General features: G+C 61.1%; 17 protein-coding genes. 5 read left to right on the forward strand and 12 right to left on the reverse strand.

The features are described 5' to 3' along the window. Nucleotides 1–17 precede the first annotated feature (17 nt). Complete coding sequence (locus tag M1E04_RS22965; RefSeq protein ID WP_065986725.1) at nt 18–674, forward strand: histidinol-phosphatase; 657 nt, start codon at nt 18–20, stop codon at nt 672–674. Between the two features lie 81 nt (nt 675–755). Here the strand turns inward: M1E04_RS22965 and M1E04_RS22970 are convergent, their stop codons facing one another. Together M1E04_RS22970 and ilvA are read right to left on the reverse strand one after the other, a co-directional pair. Continuing rightward, on the reverse strand, nt 756–1,184 hold the full coding sequence (locus M1E04_RS22970) for a DUF2269 domain-containing protein (RefSeq protein ID WP_456292098.1): 429 nt from the start codon (nt 1,182–1,184) through the stop codon (nt 756–758). A gap of 123 nt (nt 1,185–1,307) precedes the next feature. Then, nucleotides 1,308–2,822, reverse strand: coding sequence for a threonine ammonia-lyase, biosynthetic (gene ilvA / locus M1E04_RS22975; RefSeq protein ID WP_456292099.1), 1,515 nt, complete (start codon nt 2,820–2,822; stop codon nt 1,308–1,310). 154 nt (nt 2,823–2,976) lie between these two features. Between ilvA and rpiA the strand changes: the two genes are divergently transcribed. Continuing rightward, a complete protein-coding gene (gene rpiA / locus M1E04_RS22980) occupies nt 2,977–3,648 on the forward strand; it encodes a ribose-5-phosphate isomerase RpiA (RefSeq protein WP_192130844.1) in 672 nt (223 codons plus the stop codon). 107 nt (nt 3,649–3,755) lie between these two features. Here rpiA and M1E04_RS22985 read toward each other — a convergent pair whose 3' ends face one another. The 4 genes from M1E04_RS22985 to M1E04_RS23000 form a co-directional block, all read right to left on the reverse strand. Then, on the reverse strand, nt 3,756–4,667 hold the full coding sequence (locus M1E04_RS22985; RefSeq protein WP_065987346.1) for an SdiA-regulated domain-containing protein: 912 nt from the start codon (nt 4,665–4,667) through the stop codon (nt 3,756–3,758). A gap of 139 nt (nt 4,668–4,806) precedes the next feature. Then, complete coding sequence (locus M1E04_RS22990) at nt 4,807–5,706, reverse strand: SdiA-regulated domain-containing protein (RefSeq protein ID WP_192130842.1); 900 nt, start codon at nt 5,704–5,706, stop codon at nt 4,807–4,809. Continuing rightward, nucleotides 5,703–6,371: a fumarylacetoacetate hydrolase family protein gene (locus tag M1E04_RS22995; protein ID WP_456292100.1), complete on the reverse strand. Its 669-nt coding sequence runs from the start codon at nt 6,369–6,371 to the stop codon at nt 5,703–5,705. The genes M1E04_RS22990 and M1E04_RS22995 overlap by 4 nt, the downstream gene beginning before the upstream one ends. A 38-nt stretch (nt 6,372–6,409) precedes the next feature. After that, nucleotides 6,410–7,804, reverse strand: coding sequence for an FAD-binding oxidoreductase (locus M1E04_RS23000; RefSeq protein ID WP_192131029.1), 1,395 nt, complete (start codon nt 7,802–7,804; stop codon nt 6,410–6,412). A gap of 170 nt (nt 7,805–7,974) precedes the next feature. On the opposite strand from M1E04_RS23000, the gene serA reads away from it, so the two are divergent. Continuing rightward, nucleotides 7,975–9,204, forward strand: a complete 1,230-nt coding sequence (gene serA, locus M1E04_RS23005; RefSeq protein WP_065987350.1) for a phosphoglycerate dehydrogenase — start codon at nt 7,975–7,977, stop codon at nt 9,202–9,204. A gap of 104 nt (nt 9,205–9,308) precedes the next feature. On the opposite strand, the gene M1E04_RS23010 is transcribed toward serA, so the two are convergent. Both M1E04_RS23010 and M1E04_RS23015 read right to left on the reverse strand, forming a co-directional pair. After that, the gene (locus M1E04_RS23010; protein ID WP_192130840.1) at nt 9,309–9,746 is read right to left on the reverse strand and encodes a DUF4399 domain-containing protein; all 438 of its coding nucleotides are present in this window, start codon (nt 9,744–9,746) and stop codon (nt 9,309–9,311) included. A 179-nt stretch (nt 9,747–9,925) separates the two neighbouring features. Continuing rightward, nucleotides 9,926–10,564, reverse strand: coding sequence for a 2OG-Fe(II) oxygenase (locus tag M1E04_RS23015; RefSeq protein ID WP_456293231.1), 639 nt, complete (start codon nt 10,562–10,564; stop codon nt 9,926–9,928). 195 nt (nt 10,565–10,759) lie between these two features. Here M1E04_RS23015 and M1E04_RS23020 point away from each other — a divergent pair, with 195 nt between their 5' ends. Next, nucleotides 10,760–11,500: a DUF2059 domain-containing protein gene (locus tag M1E04_RS23020; RefSeq protein ID WP_456292101.1), complete on the forward strand. Its 741-nt coding sequence runs from the start codon at nt 10,760–10,762 to the stop codon at nt 11,498–11,500. A gap of 134 nt (nt 11,501–11,634) precedes the next feature. Here M1E04_RS23020 and M1E04_RS23025 read toward each other — a convergent pair whose 3' ends face one another. Then, a complete protein-coding gene (locus M1E04_RS23025) occupies nt 11,635–12,576 on the reverse strand; it encodes an alpha/beta hydrolase (protein WP_456292102.1) in 942 nt (313 codons plus the stop codon). A 165-nt stretch (nt 12,577–12,741) separates the two neighbouring features. Between M1E04_RS23025 and M1E04_RS23030 the strand changes: the two genes are divergently transcribed. Beyond that, on the forward strand, nt 12,742–15,159 hold the full coding sequence (locus tag M1E04_RS23030) for a penicillin acylase family protein (RefSeq protein ID WP_456292103.1): 2,418 nt from the start codon (nt 12,742–12,744) through the stop codon (nt 15,157–15,159). 239 nt (nt 15,160–15,398) lie between these two features. On the opposite strand, the gene M1E04_RS23035 is transcribed toward M1E04_RS23030, so the two are convergent. The 3 genes from M1E04_RS23035 to potA are packed head-to-tail and all read right to left on the reverse strand — an operon-like array spanning nt 15,399 to nt 18,345. Continuing rightward, nucleotides 15,399–16,289 (reverse strand): ABC transporter permease subunit, encoded by an 891-nt coding sequence (locus M1E04_RS23035; RefSeq protein WP_065987356.1) that lies wholly within the window; start codon nt 16,287–16,289, stop codon nt 15,399–15,401. Further along, complete coding sequence (locus M1E04_RS23040) at nt 16,286–17,206, reverse strand: ABC transporter permease subunit (protein ID WP_065987357.1); 921 nt, start codon at nt 17,204–17,206, stop codon at nt 16,286–16,288. The genes M1E04_RS23035 and M1E04_RS23040 overlap by 4 nt, the downstream gene beginning before the upstream one ends. Continuing rightward, nucleotides 17,203–18,345 carry a polyamine ABC transporter ATP-binding protein gene (gene potA, locus M1E04_RS23045; RefSeq protein ID WP_065987358.1) on the reverse strand — a complete coding sequence of 381 codons (1,143 nt, stop codon included), beginning with the start codon at nt 18,343–18,345 and terminating at the stop codon, nt 17,203–17,205. Before potA ends, M1E04_RS23040 begins: the two co-directional genes overlap by 4 nt. Nucleotides 18,346–18,355 lie beyond the last annotated feature (10 nt).

Genomic DNA, 18,355 nt, shown 5'->3' on the forward strand with positions numbered 1-18,355 from the left:
TTCAGCGAGTAAAGCCCATGCGTCTGGCCCTCTTCGACCTCGACAACACCCTCCTCGGCGGCGACAGCGACCACGCCTGGGGCGATTACCTGTGCGAGCGCGGCATCCTGGATGGTGCTGCGTACAAGGCACGCAACGACGCTTTCTATCAGGACTATCTGGCCGGCACGCTAAACCTGACCGACTACCTGAATTTCAGCCTGGAAATCCTCGGGCGCACTGACATGGCGCAGCTCGACGAATGGCACCGGGAATTCATGCGCGACTGCATCGAACCCCTGATCCTGCCGAAGGCCATGGCCCTCATCGCCAAACACCGCGACGCGGGCGACAAGCTGGTGGTGATCACGGCGACCAACCGTTTCGTGACCGCGCCAATCGTGGCCCGGCTGGGTATCGACACGTTGCTGGCAACCGAGTGCGAGGTCGTCGACGGTCGCTACACCGGGCGCACCACTGACGTGCCGTGCTTCCGCGAAGGCAAAGTCACCCGTCTGAATCGCTGGATCGAAGAAAACGGCTTCAACCTGGACGACAGCTGGTTCTACAGTGATTCGATGAACGATTTGCCACTGCTGGAGCAGGTGGCAAATCCGGTCGCAGTCGATCCTGATGAAAAGCTGCGCGCCGAAGCCACCCGTCGCGGCTGGCCGGTGATTTCACTGCGCGGTTGAAAAGCCTTCGCGAGCAAGCTCGCTCGCACTGTTCTTTGTCGGCAGGTTGAGCTGCGTTGCCGCCAGCTTTGATGACGGGGGTTAAACCGGTTTGGCGCCCATCAGACCGGCGATCGCCACGAAGCAAACGACACTGAAGATGGCCAGGGCCAGGGTGAAGCGGGAATTGCCCACGATCACCGGCCGGCGCAGGCGGTTCACCCGCACCGCCAGCCAGGCCCAGCTCAAGGCGCCGAAGAGATACAGCACGCTCGCCGCCAGCAGCCAGGTCTGTCCCAGCGGCCAACCGGCGTAGTGGACCAGCCACCAGCCGCTGATCGGCAGGGTTAACAGGCACACGCCCATCAGCACCCAGACAAATGCCCACGGCCGTTGCATAGCGCGGTTCTGCACCGTCGCATCGCCGGCCCGACGGCCACGCACGATCCACACGAGCAACCCGAGCGCGCAGATGAACAGCAGCACCGTGCTGGCGATGTGCAGGATTTTCAGTGCAGCGAAGTGTTCCATTGTGTTCGTGTCCCTGTGTCTGGCTGTGCTTCAAGATTAGCAGCCGGTTGCATGCCGCTGCCGCTGTTGATCCTGTAGGTCCGGGCATGAACCGCTGAAGTCAGCAGTGTCAGTCTTCGGAGCTCACCCTAAAAACAGCTTGTACGCCGGGTTCTTGGTCTCGTCCCAATACGGATAACCAATCTCCGCCAGCGCCTGGGGCACCAGATGCCGCTCATCCTCCGGCACCACTAACCCCGCCACCACTCGGCCATCCGCCGCACCGTGGTTGCGGTAGTGGAACATTGAAATATTCCATTTCCCGCCGAGCTTGTTCAGGAAGTTGAACAGCGCACCCGGCCGCTCGGGGAATTCAAAGCGCAGTACCACTTCGTCACTCACCCGTTCTGAATGCCCGCCGACCATGTGCCGCAGGTGCAGCTTGGCCAGTTCGTTGTCGGTCAGGTCCAGCACCGGAAAACCCTGTTCCGTCAGGCTCGCGATCAGGGCTTTGCGAGGGTCGGTGTCGGGGTGGGTCTGCACGCCGACGAAGATGTGCGCCTCGCGGTCGGTGTGGTAGCGGTAGTTGAATTCGGTGATCTGCCGCTTGCCGATGGCCTCGCAGAAGGCCTTGAAGCTGCCCGCCTGTTCCGGAATGGTCACGGCAATGATCGCCTCGCGGCCTTCGCCCAGTTCGGCGCGCTCGGCGACGTGCCGCAGGCGGTCGAAGTTGACGTTGGCGCCGGAGTCGATGGCAACGAAGGTCTGCCCGGCGACTTCGTACTGTTCGGTGTACTTCTTGATCCCGGCCACGCCCAGCGCGCCGGCGGGCTCGGTGATCGAGCGGGTGTCGTCGTAGATGTCCTTGATCGCCGCACAGATTTCATCGGTGCTGACGGTGATGACTTCGTCGACGTAGTCCTTGCAGATCTCGAAGGTGTACTGCCCGATCTGCGCCACCGCCACGCCATCGGCAAACAGCCCGACCTGTTGCAGCACCACGCGCTCGCCGTAGGCCATGGCCTGTTGCAGGCAGTTGGAATCGTCCGGCTCAACGCCGATCACCTTGATTTCCGGGCGCAGGTATTTGACGTACGCGGCAATGCCGGCGATCAGCCCGCCGCCGCCGACCGGCACAAAGATCGCGTCCAGTGGCCCCTGATGCTGGCGCAGGATTTCCATTGCCACGGTGCCTTGCCCGGCAATGGTGTCAGGGTCGTCGTAGGGGTGGACGTAGACGTAGCCATGTTCCTCGACCAGCTTCAGCGAATACGCCAATGCTTCGGGAAACGAGTCGCCGTGCAGTACGACCTTTCCGCCCCGGGAGCGCACGCCTTCGACCTTGATCTCGGGGGTCGTCTTCGGCATCACGATGGTCGCCGAAACGCCCAGGGTCTTCGCCGCCAGCGCCAGGCCTTGGGCATGGTTGCCCGCCGACGCCGTCACCACGCCCCGCGCCAGTTCTTCCGGGCTCAGCTGCGCCAGCTTGTTGTAGGCGCCACGAATCTTGAAGGAGTACACCGGCTGCAAGTCTTCGCGTTTGAGCAGGACGTTGTTGCCCAAGCGCTCGGAGAGCTGGCGGGCGGCGTGCAGCGGGGTTTCCACGGCAACGTCGTACACGCGGGAGTTAAGGATCTTTTTGACGTAGTGCTCGAGCATCGGGGAAGAATCGCTGGCGAAGGGGCAAGACCCGGAAGTCTACCCCTCGTCCCGGCGCACGACCATATCAAGACTCAGGCTTTGGCCACGGCATGTCGTTATACTGCCGGCCCTCGGACCTATCGCTATTACCTGTAACCGGAGCCCACCTCGCATGACCCAGGATCAACTCAAACAGGCCGTTGCCCAGGCCGCCGTCGATTTCATCCTCCCGAAACTCGACGACAAAAGCGTCGTGGGCGTGGGTACCGGCTCTACCGCCAACTGCTTCATCGACGCACTGGCCCTGCACAAAGGCGCGTTCGACGGCGCAGTCGCGAGCTCCGACGCAACGGCCGCACGTCTCAAGGGTCACGGCATTCCGGTGTATGAACTGAACACGGTCAGCGACCTGGAGTTTTACGTCGACGGCGCCGACGAAAGCGACGAGCACCTGAACCTGATCAAAGGCGGCGGCGCAGCCCTGACCCGCGAGAAGATCGTGGCCGCCGTGGCCAAAACCTTCATCTGTATCGCTGATGCCAGCAAGCTGGTGCCGGTGCTGGGCGCGTTCCCCCTGCCGGTTGAAGTGATCCCGATGGCCCGCAGCCACGTGGCCCGAGAACTCGTGAAGCTGGGCGGCGACCCGGTCTACCGCGAGGGCGTGCTGACGGACAACGGCAACATCATCCTCGATGTGCACAACATGAACATCACCAACCCGGTGGAAGCGGAAGCGCAGATCAACAACATCGTCGGCGTCGTCACCAACGGCCTGTTCGCCGCGCGCCCGGCGGATCTGCTGCTGCTGGGGACCCAAGAAGGCGTGAAAACCCTCAAGCGCTGATTGTTGCGGGGCAAGGCTGATTTTGCTGGACAGCGGTGGGCTCGGGATCTCGGTCACGCCTACCCGTGATGCGCAGCTCTCCCAACCTCGCCACATCCAGCGCCGGGTTAGCGTTTCTTGAACACATAAAACAGGTTCGGCTCGCTCACCACGTACAACGTGCCGTCTTCCCCCATGGCGATGCCTTCAGCCTGGGGCACGCTTTTGCTCAGGCCCATGCTGCCCTTGGTCAGTGACACGTTAGCGACGGGCTTGCCCTCAGTGTCCAGCTCGAGAATCTGCCGCGACTCATCCGACAGCGCCAGCAAGTGCCCGCTGCGCTCATCGAACTGCAGACTGGAAAGGTCACGGACGAACAGGCCGGCATCCCGCTGCTTGCTGGACGTCACTTCCAGGATGTTCGGGGAATGGGTTCCGGCGTCAGGAAAGCCGCGCACTTCGATGATCTGCACCGGCCGCCGCTCTTTGGCGACGAACAGGCGGCGGCCCTGATTATCGTAGGCCAGGCCTTCGAAGCCGTTATTGCCGCCGGCATCCATGCCCAGGGTCAACTGCTCGGCATCGGCGGCGTCGAGGAATGTCGTGTCGTCATCCACGTGAACCTTGATCAGCCGCTGACTGTGCTCGTCACTGATGACGTAAATCCCGGGGCTGATGTATTCGACCGCTTCAGCGTCTCCGAACCCGGTCAGGGGAATTCGTCTGAGAATCCGCCCTTCCAGGCTCAGCTCGACCAGCTCGGGATTTTTGTTGGTCACGGTAAAGAGGGTCTTGCGTTGCGGATCGAAGCTGAGGGCCGAGACGTTAGCCGTCAGGCCGTCGATGGCCCGCGCCTCAATCTCGACCTCATAGGCGTCGAGGCCCAGCGCTTGCGCGTCGCTGGATTGCCAGAACACGTACCAGTTGAACCAGAGCCGCTCGATGACCCGGTATTCGCGCGCCACGAAAAAGGACGCGGTCAGTATCAACAGGACAAGTAACGTGAGCAGGACGCTCTGGAACGGGGACACACGACGCATGCAGGGGGCTCGACTTCAGTGGGGCGGCTTTAATATCACCGTATTCTGAAGCCAAACTGAAAGCGATGTGACATCTCGTTCGACCTTTTCAGAGCTCAAGCGAAAGTGGGCAGACCATCAAGTCGAAACCGGCCCGGCGTCACTGCCGCTTGAAGGTGTAAAACAGGTTGGGCTCGCTGACCATGTAAATGGTGCCGTTCTCGTCCATCGCCACCCCTTCGGCGCGCGGGATGGTCTGGCTCAGCCCGTTGAAACCATGCAGCAGCGTCATGAAGCTGACCTGATTCCCCTTGCCGTCCAGTTCCAGCAGCATGTGCGACTCGGCGGACAGCACCAGCAAATGCCCGGTCCTCTGGTCCGCGTACAGGGACGACAGATTGCGCACGATCAGGTTGTCGTTGATCAGCTTGCGCTTCTCGCCCTTCACTTCGCTGCTGCCGTCGGCCTTCCAGCTGTACAACGCCGGCGGACGCTCTTCGCCAAACAGGAACTGCTGATCCCGAGGGTCCCAGGCGATGCCTTCGAAGGCTTTGTTCTGATCCTTCGACGGACCCAGGTCGTACTTGGGGAAGTCGGCGATGTTGAGGGTTTTGGTTTCAGGCGTGACGTGGACGATGGTCATCAGGTGCTGACGCTCATCGACGATGGCAATCAGGCCGTCGCCCAGAACGGCTACACCCTCAGGGTTGCCCCAGCCTACAAGCGGGATTTTGCGAATGACGTCGCCGGTCAGCGTGATCTCGGAAAGGAAAGGGTTTTTACCCATCACCGAATACAGGGTTTTGGTCGCCGGGTCGTAGGACAGGTCCGAGGCCTCGTCTTCTTCCATGCCGGCCAGCGGCTTGGCGTCGATGTCGACCTTGTAATCCGGCAGCCAGATGCCCGCTGCGCGCTCGGCCTGCGTGACGTTGCGCTCGCGCAGCCACAACAGGCCGCGATCGTCCCAGTGCCAGGCATAAGACAGACCGGCCAAAATCACCAGCGCTGCAACGAGCAACCACCACCAGCGGAAACGCGCACGGCTTTTACGCTGTGTCATCCGCGAACGTCGCTTTCGAAACGGCTCTGGCCAGTCAGCTCCAGCACGATCTCATCGCCAACAGTGAACGGTCCTACGCCTGCGGGCGTGCCGGTCATGATCAGGTCGCCGGCCTGCAGCGAGAACTGCGAGGCCATGTGCTGGATCATCGGCACGATCGGGTTGAGCATGTGGCTGCTGTTGCCGTCCTGGCGGACTTCGCCGTTGATGGTCAGGCGGATGGCGATGTCGGTCAGATCGGGGTAGGCGTCAGCGGATACGAACGGCGCAATGACCGCCGCGCCGTCGAACGACTTGGCGATTTCCCAGGGCAGGCCCTTCTCTTTCAGCTTCGACTGCACGTCACGCAGCGTCAGGTCCAGGCCCGGGGCGAAGCCGGAGATTGCGTCGAGGACTTCTTCGCGGCTCGGGTTCTTGCTCAGCGGCTTGCCGATCAGGATCACGATCTCGGCTTCGTAGTGCACCGAACCTCGGTCCTGAGGAATGCTGAAGCCTCCCTCGACCCCGACCACGCAGCTGCCCGGTTTGATGAACAGCAATGGCTCGGTCGGTACCGGGTTGTCCAGCTCCTTGGCGTGCTCGGCGTAATTGCGGCCGATGCAAACGACTTTACCGAGCGGAAAGTGAACCTTGGTACCGTCGACGTACTTGTGCTGATAGCTCATGAGCGCTCCTGAGAAGCTTGTTGTAATGGGGGAACCGCTTACACCGCGAAGATTTTGCCGGGGTTCATGATGCCGTTCGGGTCGAACACCGCTTTGACGGCCTTCATGTATTCGATTTCCACCGGCGAACGGCTGTAGTGCAGGTAGTCACGCTTGGTCATACCGACGCCGTGTTCTGCGGAGATCGAGCCGTTGTACTTCTGGACGATCTCGAACACCCACTTGTTCACCGTTGCGCACTTGGCAAAGAACTCGTCCTTGCTCAGGTTTTCCGGTTTGAGGATGTTCAGGTGCAGATTGCCGTCGCCGATATGGCCGAACCATACGATTTCGAAATCCGGGTAATGCTGGCCAACGATCGCGTCCACTTCAGCAAGAAACGCCGGGACCTTCGAAACGGTGACCGAGATGTCGTTCTTGTACGGCGTGAAGTGGGAGATGGTTTCAGAAATGTATTCGCGCAGTTTCCACAGATTCTGCAGTTGCTGTTCGCTCTGGCTCATCACGCCATCCAGCACCCAGCCCTGCTCAACACAGTGCTCGAAGGTTTCCAGCGCGTGGTTGGCCACTTCTTCGGTGGTCGCTTCGAATTCCAGCAGTGCGTAGAACGGGCACTCGGTTTCGAACGGGGACGGCACGTCACCGCGGGCCATGACCTTGGCCAGCGCCTTGTCCGAGAAGAACTCGAATGCGGTCAGGTCCAGCTTGCTCTGGAACGCGTGCAGCACCGGCATGATGGCGTTGAAATCGGTGGTCCCGAGGACCATCGCGGTGAGGTTTTTCGGCGCGCGGTCCAGACGCATGGTCGCCTCGACCACGAACCCGAGCGTGCCTTCAGCGCCAATGAATAGTTGGCGCATGTCATAGCCGGTGGCGTTTTTGATGAGGTCTTTGTTCAGTTCGAGAAGGTCGCCCTTGCCGGTGACGACTTTGAGGCCCGCGACCCAGTTGCGGGTCATGCCGTAACGAATCACTTTGATCCCGCCGGCGTTGGTGCCGATGTTGCCGCCGATATTACTGGAGCCTGAAGACGCGAAGTCCACCGGGTAATACAAGCCGTTTTCTTCGGCGAGATTCTGCAGCTGCTTGGTGACCACGCCTGGCTGGCAGATGGCAGTGCGGTCTGTCAGGTTGAGTTCGAGCACCTGATTCATGTAATCGAAATTGACGACCACCTCACCGTTGGCGGCAACGGCGGCGGCGGACAACCCGGTGCGACCACCCGACGGCACCAGCGCAACCTTGCGTTCGTTGGCCCAGCGGACGATCGCCTGCACCTGTTCGGTGGTCTTCGGAAAGACGATGGCGGTGGGCGCCGGGGCGAAATGTTTGGTCCAGTCCTTGCCGTAGGTTTCGAGGGAATCGGCGTCGGTCAGGACCTTGCCGGGCTCAACCAGGGTCTTCAGCTCATCTATCAGCGCAGGATGGGTCATCAACAGAACTCTCGAACAATTCATGGTCATCCTGAGAACGGCTCACGTCCAGGAATGGGGTGTTTCGCGGGGTGCATATGCTAGCATACGCCCCCCGCCAATCGAGCTTTCGGCCGATTGGCGCGCGCTTCACTTACTGCCATTTCTCTCCGGGACACAGGTTTACGCAGATGAGCAAGACTTCCCTCGACAAGAGCAAGATCAAGTTCCTTCTTCTCGAAGGCGTCCACCAGTCCGCGGTCGACGTCCTCAAGGCCGCCGGTTACACCAGCATTGAGTACCACACCAAGTCTCTGCCGGAAGCCGAACTGAAGGAAAAGATTGCCGACGCTCATTTCATCGGTATTCGTTCCCGCACCCAACTGACTGAAGAACTGTTCGACAGCGCCAAGAAACTGGTCGCGGTCGGCTGCTTCTGCATCGGTACCAACCAGGTTGATCTGAACGCAGCCCGCGAACGCGGCATCGCTGTGTTCAACGCCCCCTACTCCAACACCCGTTCGGTGGCGGAGCTGGTGCTGGCCGAGGCTATCCTGTTGCTGCGCGGTATCCCGGAGAAGAACGCTTCCTGCCATCGCGGTGGCTGGATCAAGAGCGCAGCGAACTCGTTCGAAATTCGTGGCAAGAAGCTCGGCATCATCGGCTATGGCTCGATCGGTACTCAGCTGTCGGTCCTGGCTGAAGGCCTGGGCATGCAGGTGTACTTCTACGACACCCTGACCAAGCTGCCGCTGGGCAACGCCACTCAGGTATCGAGCCTGAACGAGCTGCTGGGCATGTCCGACATCGTCACCCTGCACGTTCCGGAAACCAACGAAACCCAGTGGATGATCGGCGAGAAAGAAATTCGCACGATGAAGAAGGGCGCCATCCTGATCAACGCAGCGCGCGGCACGGTGGTCGAGCTAGACGCCCTGGCTGAAGCGATCAAGGATCAGCACCTGATCGGCGCGGCCATCGACGTGTTCCCGGTCGAGCCCCGCTCCAACGACGACGTGTTCGAAAGCCCGCTGCGCGGCCTGGACAACGTGATCCTGACCCCGCACATCGGCGGCTCGACCGCTGAGGCCCAGGCCAACATCGGTCTGGAAGTGGCAGAGAAACTGGTCAAGTACAGCGACAACGGTACGTCGGTTTCTTCCGTCAACTTCCCGGAAGTGGCCCTGCCGGCTCACCCGGGCAAGCACCGCCTGCTGCACATCCACCAGAACATCCCGGGCGTACTGATGGAGATCAACAAGGTCTTCGCTGAAAACGGTATCAACATCTCCGGTCAGTTCCTGCAGACCAACGAGAAAGTCGGTTACGTGGTCATCGACGTTGACGCCGAGTACTCCGATCTGGCGCAAGAGAAACTGCAGCACATCAACGGCACCATCCGTAGCCGCGTTCTGTTCTAGGACGTTGGTTTCAGGGTGATAAAAAGGAGACCTTCGGGTCTCCTTTTTTTGTGCGCGAATCAGGCAACACGCCGGCTGTGCGCAAGACGCCCTTCTGCAACGTGTCATTTCACCGTGATGGTGATCTTCTGCGACTCGACCGGTGGATTCAGCGGAACGTGGTTCTTGTCGCCGACCAGCAGTTGCAGGGTGTGCTGACCCGGCGTGAGGTTCAGCTCGGTTTCGGTCTGGCCTTTGCCGAAGTGGCGGATGTTGTCGGTGGTCGGCAGCGGCGCGGTCATGTCGGGCTGATCCTTGACGTCGATCAGCAGGTGGTGATGACCGGTGTCCGGGACGTCCACACCGGCCGGGGCGACGCCCATGCCCTTGAGACCGAATTGCACCTTGAATGCGCCGTTGACGGTCGCGCCGTCCTTCGGCGAGATGATATAAACCTCTGCGCCCGCTGGGGAGGCAGTGCGCGGCATGTCGGCGGCCTGGGCCAGCAAGCTCGCCGCCAACAGCAGTCCGGTCAGGGCAGTTCTCGCGAATAACGTCTTCATGATTTCTCCGTTTTATCGATGTGCGGCTGGCGGGCTCGGGGCTTGAAGCCTCTTCATCCCGACAGCCAACCGCTCAGGAACGACCTTTACCTTAGCTGCGGTTGGACGCGAAGTATTTCGCTGAGTGGCTGGATGTAGAAGATTTCATGTTGGGCGGATGCAGACGGACAGCAAGCCAGTTACAGCTCGAACGGCTCGTTCCCGCGCCGCCTGAACCAGCCTGTCAGTGACAGCCGCTCGCGGGTCGAGGGCATGACTTCGTGGGGCATGTCGCCCGAGAGGAACACCACCAGACAGCCGCCGGTGGGCTGCACGTCATACTCGACGCCGTCCTTGAGGTACATCCGCAACTGGCCGCCGTGCTCCGGCAACCAGCCGTCGTTTAGATAAACAACCGCCGAGACCATGCGTTTGTCGTCATCGCGAAAGCGGTCCACATGCCTGAGGTAGAAGGCCCCCGGCGGATAGAGCGCAAAGTGGCTCTCGTAATCCTCAAGGCAGAGAAACAGGCCTCGGTTCAGCGCCTGACGCAAGCTCTCCATCAAATCCAGATAGCGATCGCACGGCTCGGCCTGCCCCGCTTCCAGCCACTGAATGTGATCGCCACGAATCCCCTCGCGAACCTCCTGCGCCGGCCCGCGCCCCACGGCGGCAGGCGCAAGCTCGCCCTGAACGGCACGCGTGCGGCATTCAAGCGCCAGCTCGCGGGTCAGGGTGTCGGGCAGGAAGATGTTCTGCTGCGACCAGCCACGCTCGGCCAGGTCGTCGACGATTCGCAACAGCAGCGGGTGATCAGGGGATATGCGCATGGCGCGCATAGTATCCATACGCCGATTAATCCGACAGAGCCTGCAGTCCGGCGAATGAGGAATATTTTTACGGGTTTGAATACGCCCGGCGGTTTTGCCCTACCGCTGATCGAACCCGAGGTTTTTAGCGGGGTCTGGCAAGTGTTAACTCGACAAATCCCCGCTGCCCCACCGAGAATGGCGGCCTGCCGACAGGAGTCTCTAATGCGCCGTCTGTTTTTCCTGCTGTTGATGTTCTGCACTTTGCCCGCTTGGGCAGACGGCCACGATCAGCTGTACACGCTCGCCGGCTGGCCGGAACAACGCGCTCATTTTGTCGATGCCCTCAAAGCCGCCCAGCAGCGTTACCGCAACAGCCTTCCACCGGCCGTGTTCGACGCTCTGGTGAGCAACAGCAATCAGCGTTTCGCGCCGCAGGCGATGGACCAGCGCGGGGAGCAAATGCTGCGCCAGACGCTGCAGGACCCGAACCCGGCGCTGCAGTTTTTCCAGTCGCCCCTTGGCCGCAAGATCGTCAATGCCGAGCTCACCGCCACGCGCCCGGACCAACTGGCCAAAAACGCCCAAGGCCTGCCGCACATCCAGGCGGACGACAATCGTCTGCTGATCATCGGCCACCTGGCAAACGCCCTTCCCGCCAAGGAAGCGGGCGCTGAGGTCAGCATGGCGATTGCGGGCGTCGCTGCCGACAGCCTGAGTTCGATGATTCCAGGCCTGATGGGCGGCGGAACCACCCAGGCGATGCTCGACAGTCAGCGTCAGCGGCTCATGGGGCAGATCGGCAAGGACGTGAACAACACACTGCTTTATGTGTACCGCGACCTGTCGGACGGCGAGCTGGACGAGTTTGCCACCTTCGCCGAGTCCAACGAAGGCAAGGCCTATTACAAGGCGGCGCTGGCAGCCGTTCGCGCGGGATTGGCGGTCGGGGAGACGATCAAATGACGTCGGTAGGACCGGCTTAAGCCGGGAAGGGGACTGTTTGACCACCCTCCATCTTTCGGTGTGAAGACTCAAGCCTTGCCGGCTAAAGCCGGTCCTGCATTCGTCATGTCAGCCGGCAAGCCGGCCTTGGAGCCCTACCCCATCCGCTGGGTCAGAAACTCAAAAAACCGCGCGCGCAACTCAGGTGACTCGTTGACCAGATGGTGACGCGCGTCGTGCAGCATGAAGATCTGCGGCTCGGCGAACTTGTCCTTGAGCACCGGCAGATTGTGTTTCCAGTCCACGGTCATGTCTGACTCGCCCTGCACGATCAACGGGCTGCGAAGGCTGCGCGGCGCGCGCTCGATGCGCTCGATCCATTTCGCCAGCGCGCCCACCCACACCGTTGGCAAGCGTCGCGGCTGCAACGGGTCCGCCAGCAGAAAAGGCAGAAAGGTCGGGGCGTTTGAGTTTTCGCTGAAGCGCCGGTCGATGGCTTTGACGAAGCCGCGCAGCAGGTGATAGCTGAGTTTCGACAAGGCCCAGCCACGCGGTCTCACCAGCGGCGCCAGCAGGATGATCTGACCCTGCGCCGGGCTGGCGTCGCCATGATGAAGCAAGTGGTCGATGACAATCGCGCCGCCAGTGCTTTGCCCGCACAAGTGCCACGGCTTGGGCAGCGTGAGGCGCTCGGCTTCGACAAACAGCCGATCCAGCACCGCCTGATACTCCGCGAAGTCGGTAATGCTCGCCCGCGCCCCACTGGACAGTCCATGGCCCGGCAAGTCGCAGGCAATCACCGCCAGCCCAAGCCCCAGTGCCCAGTCGATGACGTGACGGTACAGCCCGACGTGATCGTAAAAGCCGTGCATCAGCACCAACGTGCCGACCGGCTGTTCGGGCATCCACATCTGCGCGACGATGTCGTAACCGCCCACTTCAACGCGCCCGATCCGGCTGCTGGTCGCGCCATTGGGCCCGAGCGCATTCAAACCGTAGAAACGCTGATAAGCCTGGGCCTCTTCAGATGGCGCCTGCAACGTGCTCAGCGGCAACAGCTCAGCACGCAAATGGTCGGGGTCGAACGTGTCGGACATCGGAATTCCAGATGAGGGAGTGTAGGAAGCGGCCGCACGGAAGTGTCATCTGTCCGCAGCGGCGTGGCAAGTTGCGCCACTTAAATCCATGGGCGCTCCGTCTACCCAGTCGCGAGACAAATCTGTAGCCTGCAAAACCTTCCCGATTCTCATTTGAGCCCCCGGATGAAACGCAGCCTTTACGTCGTCGTCGCATTGTTGGTGCTCATCGGGGGCGCAGGCGCGTGGTACATCCACGGCAAGCAGCCGGTCCGCGATGGCGAGATGAGCCTCACCGGGCTGCAGGCCCCGGTCACCGTGCGTTACGACGAGCGGGGCGTGCCGCATATTCGCGCCGACAATCAGGACGATCTGTACCGCGCGCTGGGCTACGTCCACGCTCAGGACCGCCTGTTCCAGATGGAAATCCTGCGCAGGCTGTCGCGCGGGGAGCTCGCTGAAGTCCTTGGCCCCAAGCTGGTCAACACCGACAAGCTGTTCCGCAGCCTGCGTATCCGCGAACACGCCGATGCCTACGTCGCGCGCCAGGATAAAAACACGCCGGCGTGGAAGGCGCTGCAGGCGTATCTGGACGGCATCAATCAATACCAGGCGACGCATCCCAAACCGATCGAGTTCGACGTGCTGGGCATTCGCGAGCGGCCGTTCACGGCGCAAGACACCCTAAGCGTCGGCGGGTATCTGGCGTACAGCTTCGCGGCCGCTTTTCGCACCGAGACGTTGATGACCTATGTGCGGGATCAACTGGGCCCGGAATACTTGAAAATCTTTGATCTGGACTGGCAGCCCAAAGGCGCGCTTGGGCAGTCCTCCAGGGGCAATCAAACGCCTGCGCTGACCGGCAACGACTGGAACGGCCTAAATGACTTGGCGCTGCTCAGCCAGCAGGCACTGGAGAAAGCCGGCCTGCCGCAGTTCGAGGGCAGCAATGCCTGGGCGGTCTCCGGCAGCCGCACCCAGAGTGGCAAACCGCTGCTGGCGGGTGATCCGCACATTCGTTTCTCGGTACCGGCAGTCTGGTACGAAGCGCAGCTTACGGCGCCGGGCTTTGAGCTATACGGGCATTTTCAGGCGCTCAACCCCTTCGCCCTGCTCGGCCACAACCTGGACTTCGGCTGGAGCCTGACCATGTTCCAGAACGATGATCTGGACCTGATCGCCGAGAAAACCAACCCCGACAATCCCGATCAAGTCTGGTATCACGGCGCCTGGGTGGACATGACCTCCCGCACCGAACAGATCGAGGTCAAGGGCGAATCTCCCGTCATCCTGACCCTGCGGCAGTCACCCCACGGCCCAATCGTCAATGACGCGATGGGTGGCAATGGGGCGCGACAGCCGAGCGATACGCCGATTGCGATGTGGTGGTCGTTTCTCGAGTCGGACAACCCGATCCTCCAGGGCTTCTATGAAGCCAACCGCGCCGACACGCTGGACAAGATGCGCAGCGCCGCCGAGAAGATCCAGTCGCCGGGCCTGAACGTCGTTTACGCCAACGCCAGGGGTGATATCGGCTGGTGGGCTGCGGCACAGTTGCCCAGGCGGCCTGCGGGGGTCAATCCGACGTTCATTCTCGACGGCGCCTCCGAGCAGGCTGACAAGAATGGCTTCTACCCTTTCAGCGCAAACCCGCAGGAAGAGAACCCGACACGGGGTTATATCGTCTCGGCGAACTTCCAGCCGGTGTCGCCTACGGGGATGGAGATTCCGGGCTATTACAATCTCCCCGAACGCGGTCGTCAGCTGAATAACCAACTGAGCAACGACAAGGTGAAATGGAATCTGGAGAACAGCAAAGCGCTGCAGCTCGGCACCCGGACGGATTACGCCGCACAGATGCTCACGCCGTTGATTCCGGTGCTGCGCCGGGTGGTGAGCGAGCCGGAGGAGCACGACTTGCTGGAGCGCATGGCGGCGTGGAACGGTGACTACTCAGTGGATTCGGTGGGGGCGACGCTGTTCAATCAGTTCCTGTTCAACCTGACCGATGAGGCTTTCCATGACGAGCTGAGCGACGGGCTGTTCACCACGCTGCTGTCGACCCGCCTCATTGACCTGGCGCTGCCGCGACTGGCGGCCGACGCGAATTCGCCGTGGTGGAACAATCGCCACTCTCGAGAGCCCGAGAGCCGCGACAACACGGTGAAGGTCGCCTGGCATGCCGCGGTCTCGCATTTGAAATCGCTGTACGGGCAGAACCCGGATGAATGGACGTGGGGCAAGGCGCACACGCTGACCCACGAACATCCGCTGGGCAAACAGCCGCCGCTGGACATGCTGTTCAATGTCGGGCCGTTCGCGGCGCCCGGTACCCATGAGGTGCCGAACAACCTGTCAGCGAGCCTGGGCCCCGCGCCGTGGCCGGTGACGTACGGGCCATCGACGCGCCGCCTCATCGACTTCGCCGACCCGGCGCATGCTCTGGGCATTAACCCGGTGGGCCAGAGCGGCGTGCTGTTCGACCAGCACTACGCCGATCAGGCGCAACGCTACGTCAACGGCGAGTACGTGCCGGAGCGGTTCAGTGAAGGGGATGTGGCGGGCAACAGCAAAGAGGTATTGAGGTTAGTGCCGGGGCGTTAACCCCGTGTGAGTGATGATCGTCCCCACGCTCCGCGTGGGGATGCCGCCCGGGACGCTCCGCGTCCATCGCTGTGACGCGGAGCGTCAGGAGATGCATTCCCACGCAGAGCGTGGGAACGATCATTGACTGCCTGGCACACCGACTGTAGGACCGGCTTTAGCCGGGAAGGCATTGGGCGTTACGCTGCAAATCTATAGCGAACACACCGGCCTCTTCCCGGCTGAAGCCGGTCCTACTATCAAACCGACTCGACCACCTTCGCACGGCGTATGTCCGGCTGTTTCCAGCCGTCTGCTGCGGCTTCTTCGATGGCTTGCTGGATCGCGCGTTTGCGGTTGTTTTCCGCGCGGCGGCTGAAGAACCAGACCAGGAAGGTCGCAATCGACACCGCCAGCAGAATCAAGCTAGCGATCGCGTTGATCTCAGGCTTCACGCCCAGGCGCACTGCCGAGAACACTTCCATCGGCAGGGTCGTCGAGCCCGGGCCGGAGACGAAGCTCGCCAGCACCAGGTCGTCCAGCGACAGCGCGAAGGACATCATCGCCCCGGCTGCCAGCGATGGCGCGATCATCGGAATGGTGATCAAAAAGAACACCTTCCATGGCCGTGCACCCAGGTCCATTGCCGCTTCTTCGATGGACATGTCCAGCTCACGCAGACGCGCCGACACCACCACCGCCACATACGCCGCACAGAACGTCGTGTGAGCGATCCAGATGGTGACGATGCCACGCTCCTCGGGCCAGCCGAGCAACTGCGCCATCGCCACGAATAGCAGCAACAGCGACAGACCGGTAATCACTTCCGGCATCACCAGTGGCGCGGTGACCAAGCCGCCAAAGAACGTCTTGCCCTTGAAGCGGGTGATGCGCGTCAGCACGAACGCCGCCATGGTGCCCAGCGCCACGGCAGCGATTGACGTGTAGAGGGCGATTTCCAGCGAGCGCATGACCGCGCTCATCAATTGCGTGTTGTCGAGCAGCCCGACATACCACTTCACCGACCAGCCACCCCAGACCGTTACCAGCTTGGAGGCGTTGAACGAGTAGATCACCAGAATGACCATGGGCGCGTAGATGAAGATCAGGCCCAGCACCAACATCAGGTTCGAGAATCGGAAGCCTCTCATGCCTTGCCCTCCAGCTCTTTGGCCTGACTGCGGTTGAACAGAATGATCGGGACGATGAGGATCAACAGCATCACCACCGCCAGCGACGACGCTACCGGCCAGTCACGGTTGTTGAAGAATTCCTGCCACAGCACTTTACCGATCATCAGCGTCTCGGGGCCGCCCAGCAGTTCGGGGATGACGAACTCGCCCACCACCGGAATGAACACCAGCATGCAGCCGGCGATGATGCCGTTCTTGGACAGGGGTACGGTGATCTTCCAGAAGCTGTTGAAGGTGCTTGAACCCAGGTCCGATGCGGCTTCCAGCAGACTTTGATCGTGCTTCACCAGATTCGCGTACAGCGGCAGGATCATGAACGGCAGATACGAATACACCACGCCGATGTACACCGCGAGATTGGTGTTGAGTATCTGCAACGGCTCGCTGATCACGCCCAGCCACATCAGGAAAGCGTTGAGCAGGCCGTTGTTGCTGAGGATGCCCATCCATGCGTAGACGCGGATCAGGATCGCGGTCCAGGTCGGCATCATGATCAACAGCAGCAACACCGTCTGTATTTCTTTGCGGGCGATGGAGATGCCGTACGCCATCGGATAGCCGATCAACAGGCACAACACCGTGCTGATGAACGCCATCTTCAACGAGCCGAGATACGCCGAGATGTACAGGTCGTCACTGGTCAGCAGTGCGTAGTTGGCGAAGTTGAGCACGATGTCGAGCTTCTGCTCGACGAAGGTGAAGATCTCGGTGTACGGCGGAATCGCTACATCGGCTTCAGCGAAGCTGATCTTGATAACGATCAGAAACGGCAGCGCGAAAAACAGAAACAGCCAAAGGAACGGCACGCCGATAACGGCCTGGCGCCCGGTGGGTTTTATTCGATTGAAAGCCCGTTTTATCTTTCGGATTTTCATGAGCGCAACACCACGCCGCTGTCGTCTTCCCACCAGACGAAGACTTCGTCGTCCCAGGTCGGCCGTGTGCCTTGGCGCTCGGCGTTGGCGACAAACGACTGCACCAGCTTGCCCGACGGCAGCTTCACATAGAACACCGAGTGACCGCCCAGATAGGCGATGTCGTGCACCTTGCCCCGGGACCAGTTGTGCTCGAACGACGGCTGTTCGGTGGTCACCAGCAGCTTTTCAGGGCGCAGCGCGTAGGTAATGCGCTTGTCTTCCACCGACGTGGTGACGCCGTGGCCGACATAGATCTTGCGCTCCAGCTCAGGGCTGCTGATCAGGGCGTGGCCTTCCATGTCTTCGATGACTTCACCGTCGAACAGGTTGACGTTACCGATGAACTCGCACACCAGGCGGCTGGTCGGCGTTTCGTAGATATCAATTGGGCTGCCGATCTGCGCGATCCAGCCCAAGTGCATGATCGCGATGCGCTCGGCCATGGTCATGGCCTCTTCCTGGTCGTGGGTCACCATCACGCAGGTCACGCCGACGCGCTCGATGATTTCCACCAATTCCAGCTGCATCTGCGAACGCAGTTTTTTGTCCAGCGCGCCCATGGGCTCGTCGAGTAGCAGCAGTTTCGGCTTCTTCGCCAGCGAACGCGCCAGTGCCACACGCTGACGCTGACCGCCGGACAACTGATGCGGCTTGCGCTTGGCGTACTGGGTCATCTGCACCAGTTTGAGCATCTCGGCGACCCGCGCTTCGATCTCGGCCTTGGGCAGTTTGTCCTGCTGCAGACCGAAAGCGATGTTCTGTGCCACAGTCATGTGCGGAAACAACGCGTAGGACTGGAACATCATGTTGATCGGACGTTCGTACGGCGGCATGTCGGTGATGTCGACGCCGTCGAGGTAAATGCGCCCTTCGGTCGGGCGTTCGAAGCCGGCAAGCATGCGCAGCAGGGTCGATTTCCCCGAGCCGGAGCCGCCGAGCAGGGCAAAAATTTCACCCTTGTTGATCTGCAGAGACACGTCGTCCACAGCAATCGTCTCATCGAACTTCTTCGTGACCCGATCGATTTTGACCAGCACCTGTTTCGGTTGCTGACCACCCTCAAGGGATTTCTTGTAGGCGCCGGAGGCAACTGCCATGGGTGAAACT

Source organism: Pseudomonas sp. AK106, from assembly GCF_053903055.1.

What these genes read in the sequence shown, in the direction of transcription:
- M1E04_RS22965 (WP_065986725.1), top strand. Translation starts at nt 18, where the DNA reads ATGCGTCTGGCCCTCTTCGACCTCGACAACACCCTCCTCGGCGGCGAC.
- M1E04_RS22970 (WP_456292098.1), bottom strand. Translation starts at nt 1,184, where the DNA reads ATGGAACACTTCGCTGCACTGAAAATCCTGCACATCGCCAGCACGGTG.
- ilvA (WP_456292099.1), bottom strand. Translation starts at nt 2,822, where the DNA reads ATGCTCGAGCACTACGTCAAAAAGATCCTTAACTCCCGCGTGTACGAC.
- rpiA (WP_192130844.1), top strand. Translation starts at nt 2,977, where the DNA reads ATGACCCAGGATCAACTCAAACAGGCCGTTGCCCAGGCCGCCGTCGAT.
- M1E04_RS22985 (WP_065987346.1), bottom strand. Translation starts at nt 4,667, where the DNA reads ATGCGTCGTGTGTCCCCGTTCCAGAGCGTCCTGCTCACGTTACTTGTC.
- M1E04_RS22990 (WP_192130842.1), bottom strand. Translation starts at nt 5,706, where the DNA reads ATGACACAGCGTAAAAGCCGTGCGCGTTTCCGCTGGTGGTGGTTGCTC.
- M1E04_RS22995 (WP_456292100.1), bottom strand. Translation starts at nt 6,371, where the DNA reads ATGAGCTATCAGCACAAGTACGTCGACGGTACCAAGGTTCACTTTCCG.
- M1E04_RS23000 (WP_192131029.1), bottom strand. Translation starts at nt 7,804, where the DNA reads ATGACCCATCCTGCGCTGATAGATGAGCTGAAGACCCTGGTTGAGCCC.
- serA (WP_065987350.1), top strand. Translation starts at nt 7,975, where the DNA reads ATGAGCAAGACTTCCCTCGACAAGAGCAAGATCAAGTTCCTTCTTCTC.
- M1E04_RS23010 (WP_192130840.1), bottom strand. Translation starts at nt 9,746, where the DNA reads ATGAAGACGTTATTCGCGAGAACTGCCCTGACCGGACTGCTGTTGGCG.
- M1E04_RS23015 (WP_456293231.1), bottom strand. Translation starts at nt 10,564, where the DNA reads ATGCGCGCCATGCGCATATCCCCTGATCACCCGCTGCTGTTGCGAATC.
- M1E04_RS23020 (WP_456292101.1), top strand. Translation starts at nt 10,760, where the DNA reads ATGCGCCGTCTGTTTTTCCTGCTGTTGATGTTCTGCACTTTGCCCGCT.
- M1E04_RS23025 (WP_456292102.1), bottom strand. Translation starts at nt 12,576, where the DNA reads ATGTCCGACACGTTCGACCCCGACCATTTGCGTGCTGAGCTGTTGCCG.
- M1E04_RS23030 (WP_456292103.1), top strand. Translation starts at nt 12,742, where the DNA reads ATGAAACGCAGCCTTTACGTCGTCGTCGCATTGTTGGTGCTCATCGGG.
- M1E04_RS23035 (WP_065987356.1), bottom strand. Translation starts at nt 16,289, where the DNA reads ATGAGAGGCTTCCGATTCTCGAACCTGATGTTGGTGCTGGGCCTGATC.
- M1E04_RS23040 (WP_065987357.1), bottom strand. Translation starts at nt 17,206, where the DNA reads ATGAAAATCCGAAAGATAAAACGGGCTTTCAATCGAATAAAACCCACC.
- potA (WP_065987358.1), bottom strand. Translation starts at nt 18,345, where the DNA reads ATGGCAGTTGCCTCCGGCGCCTACAAGAAATCCCTTGAGGGTGGTCAG.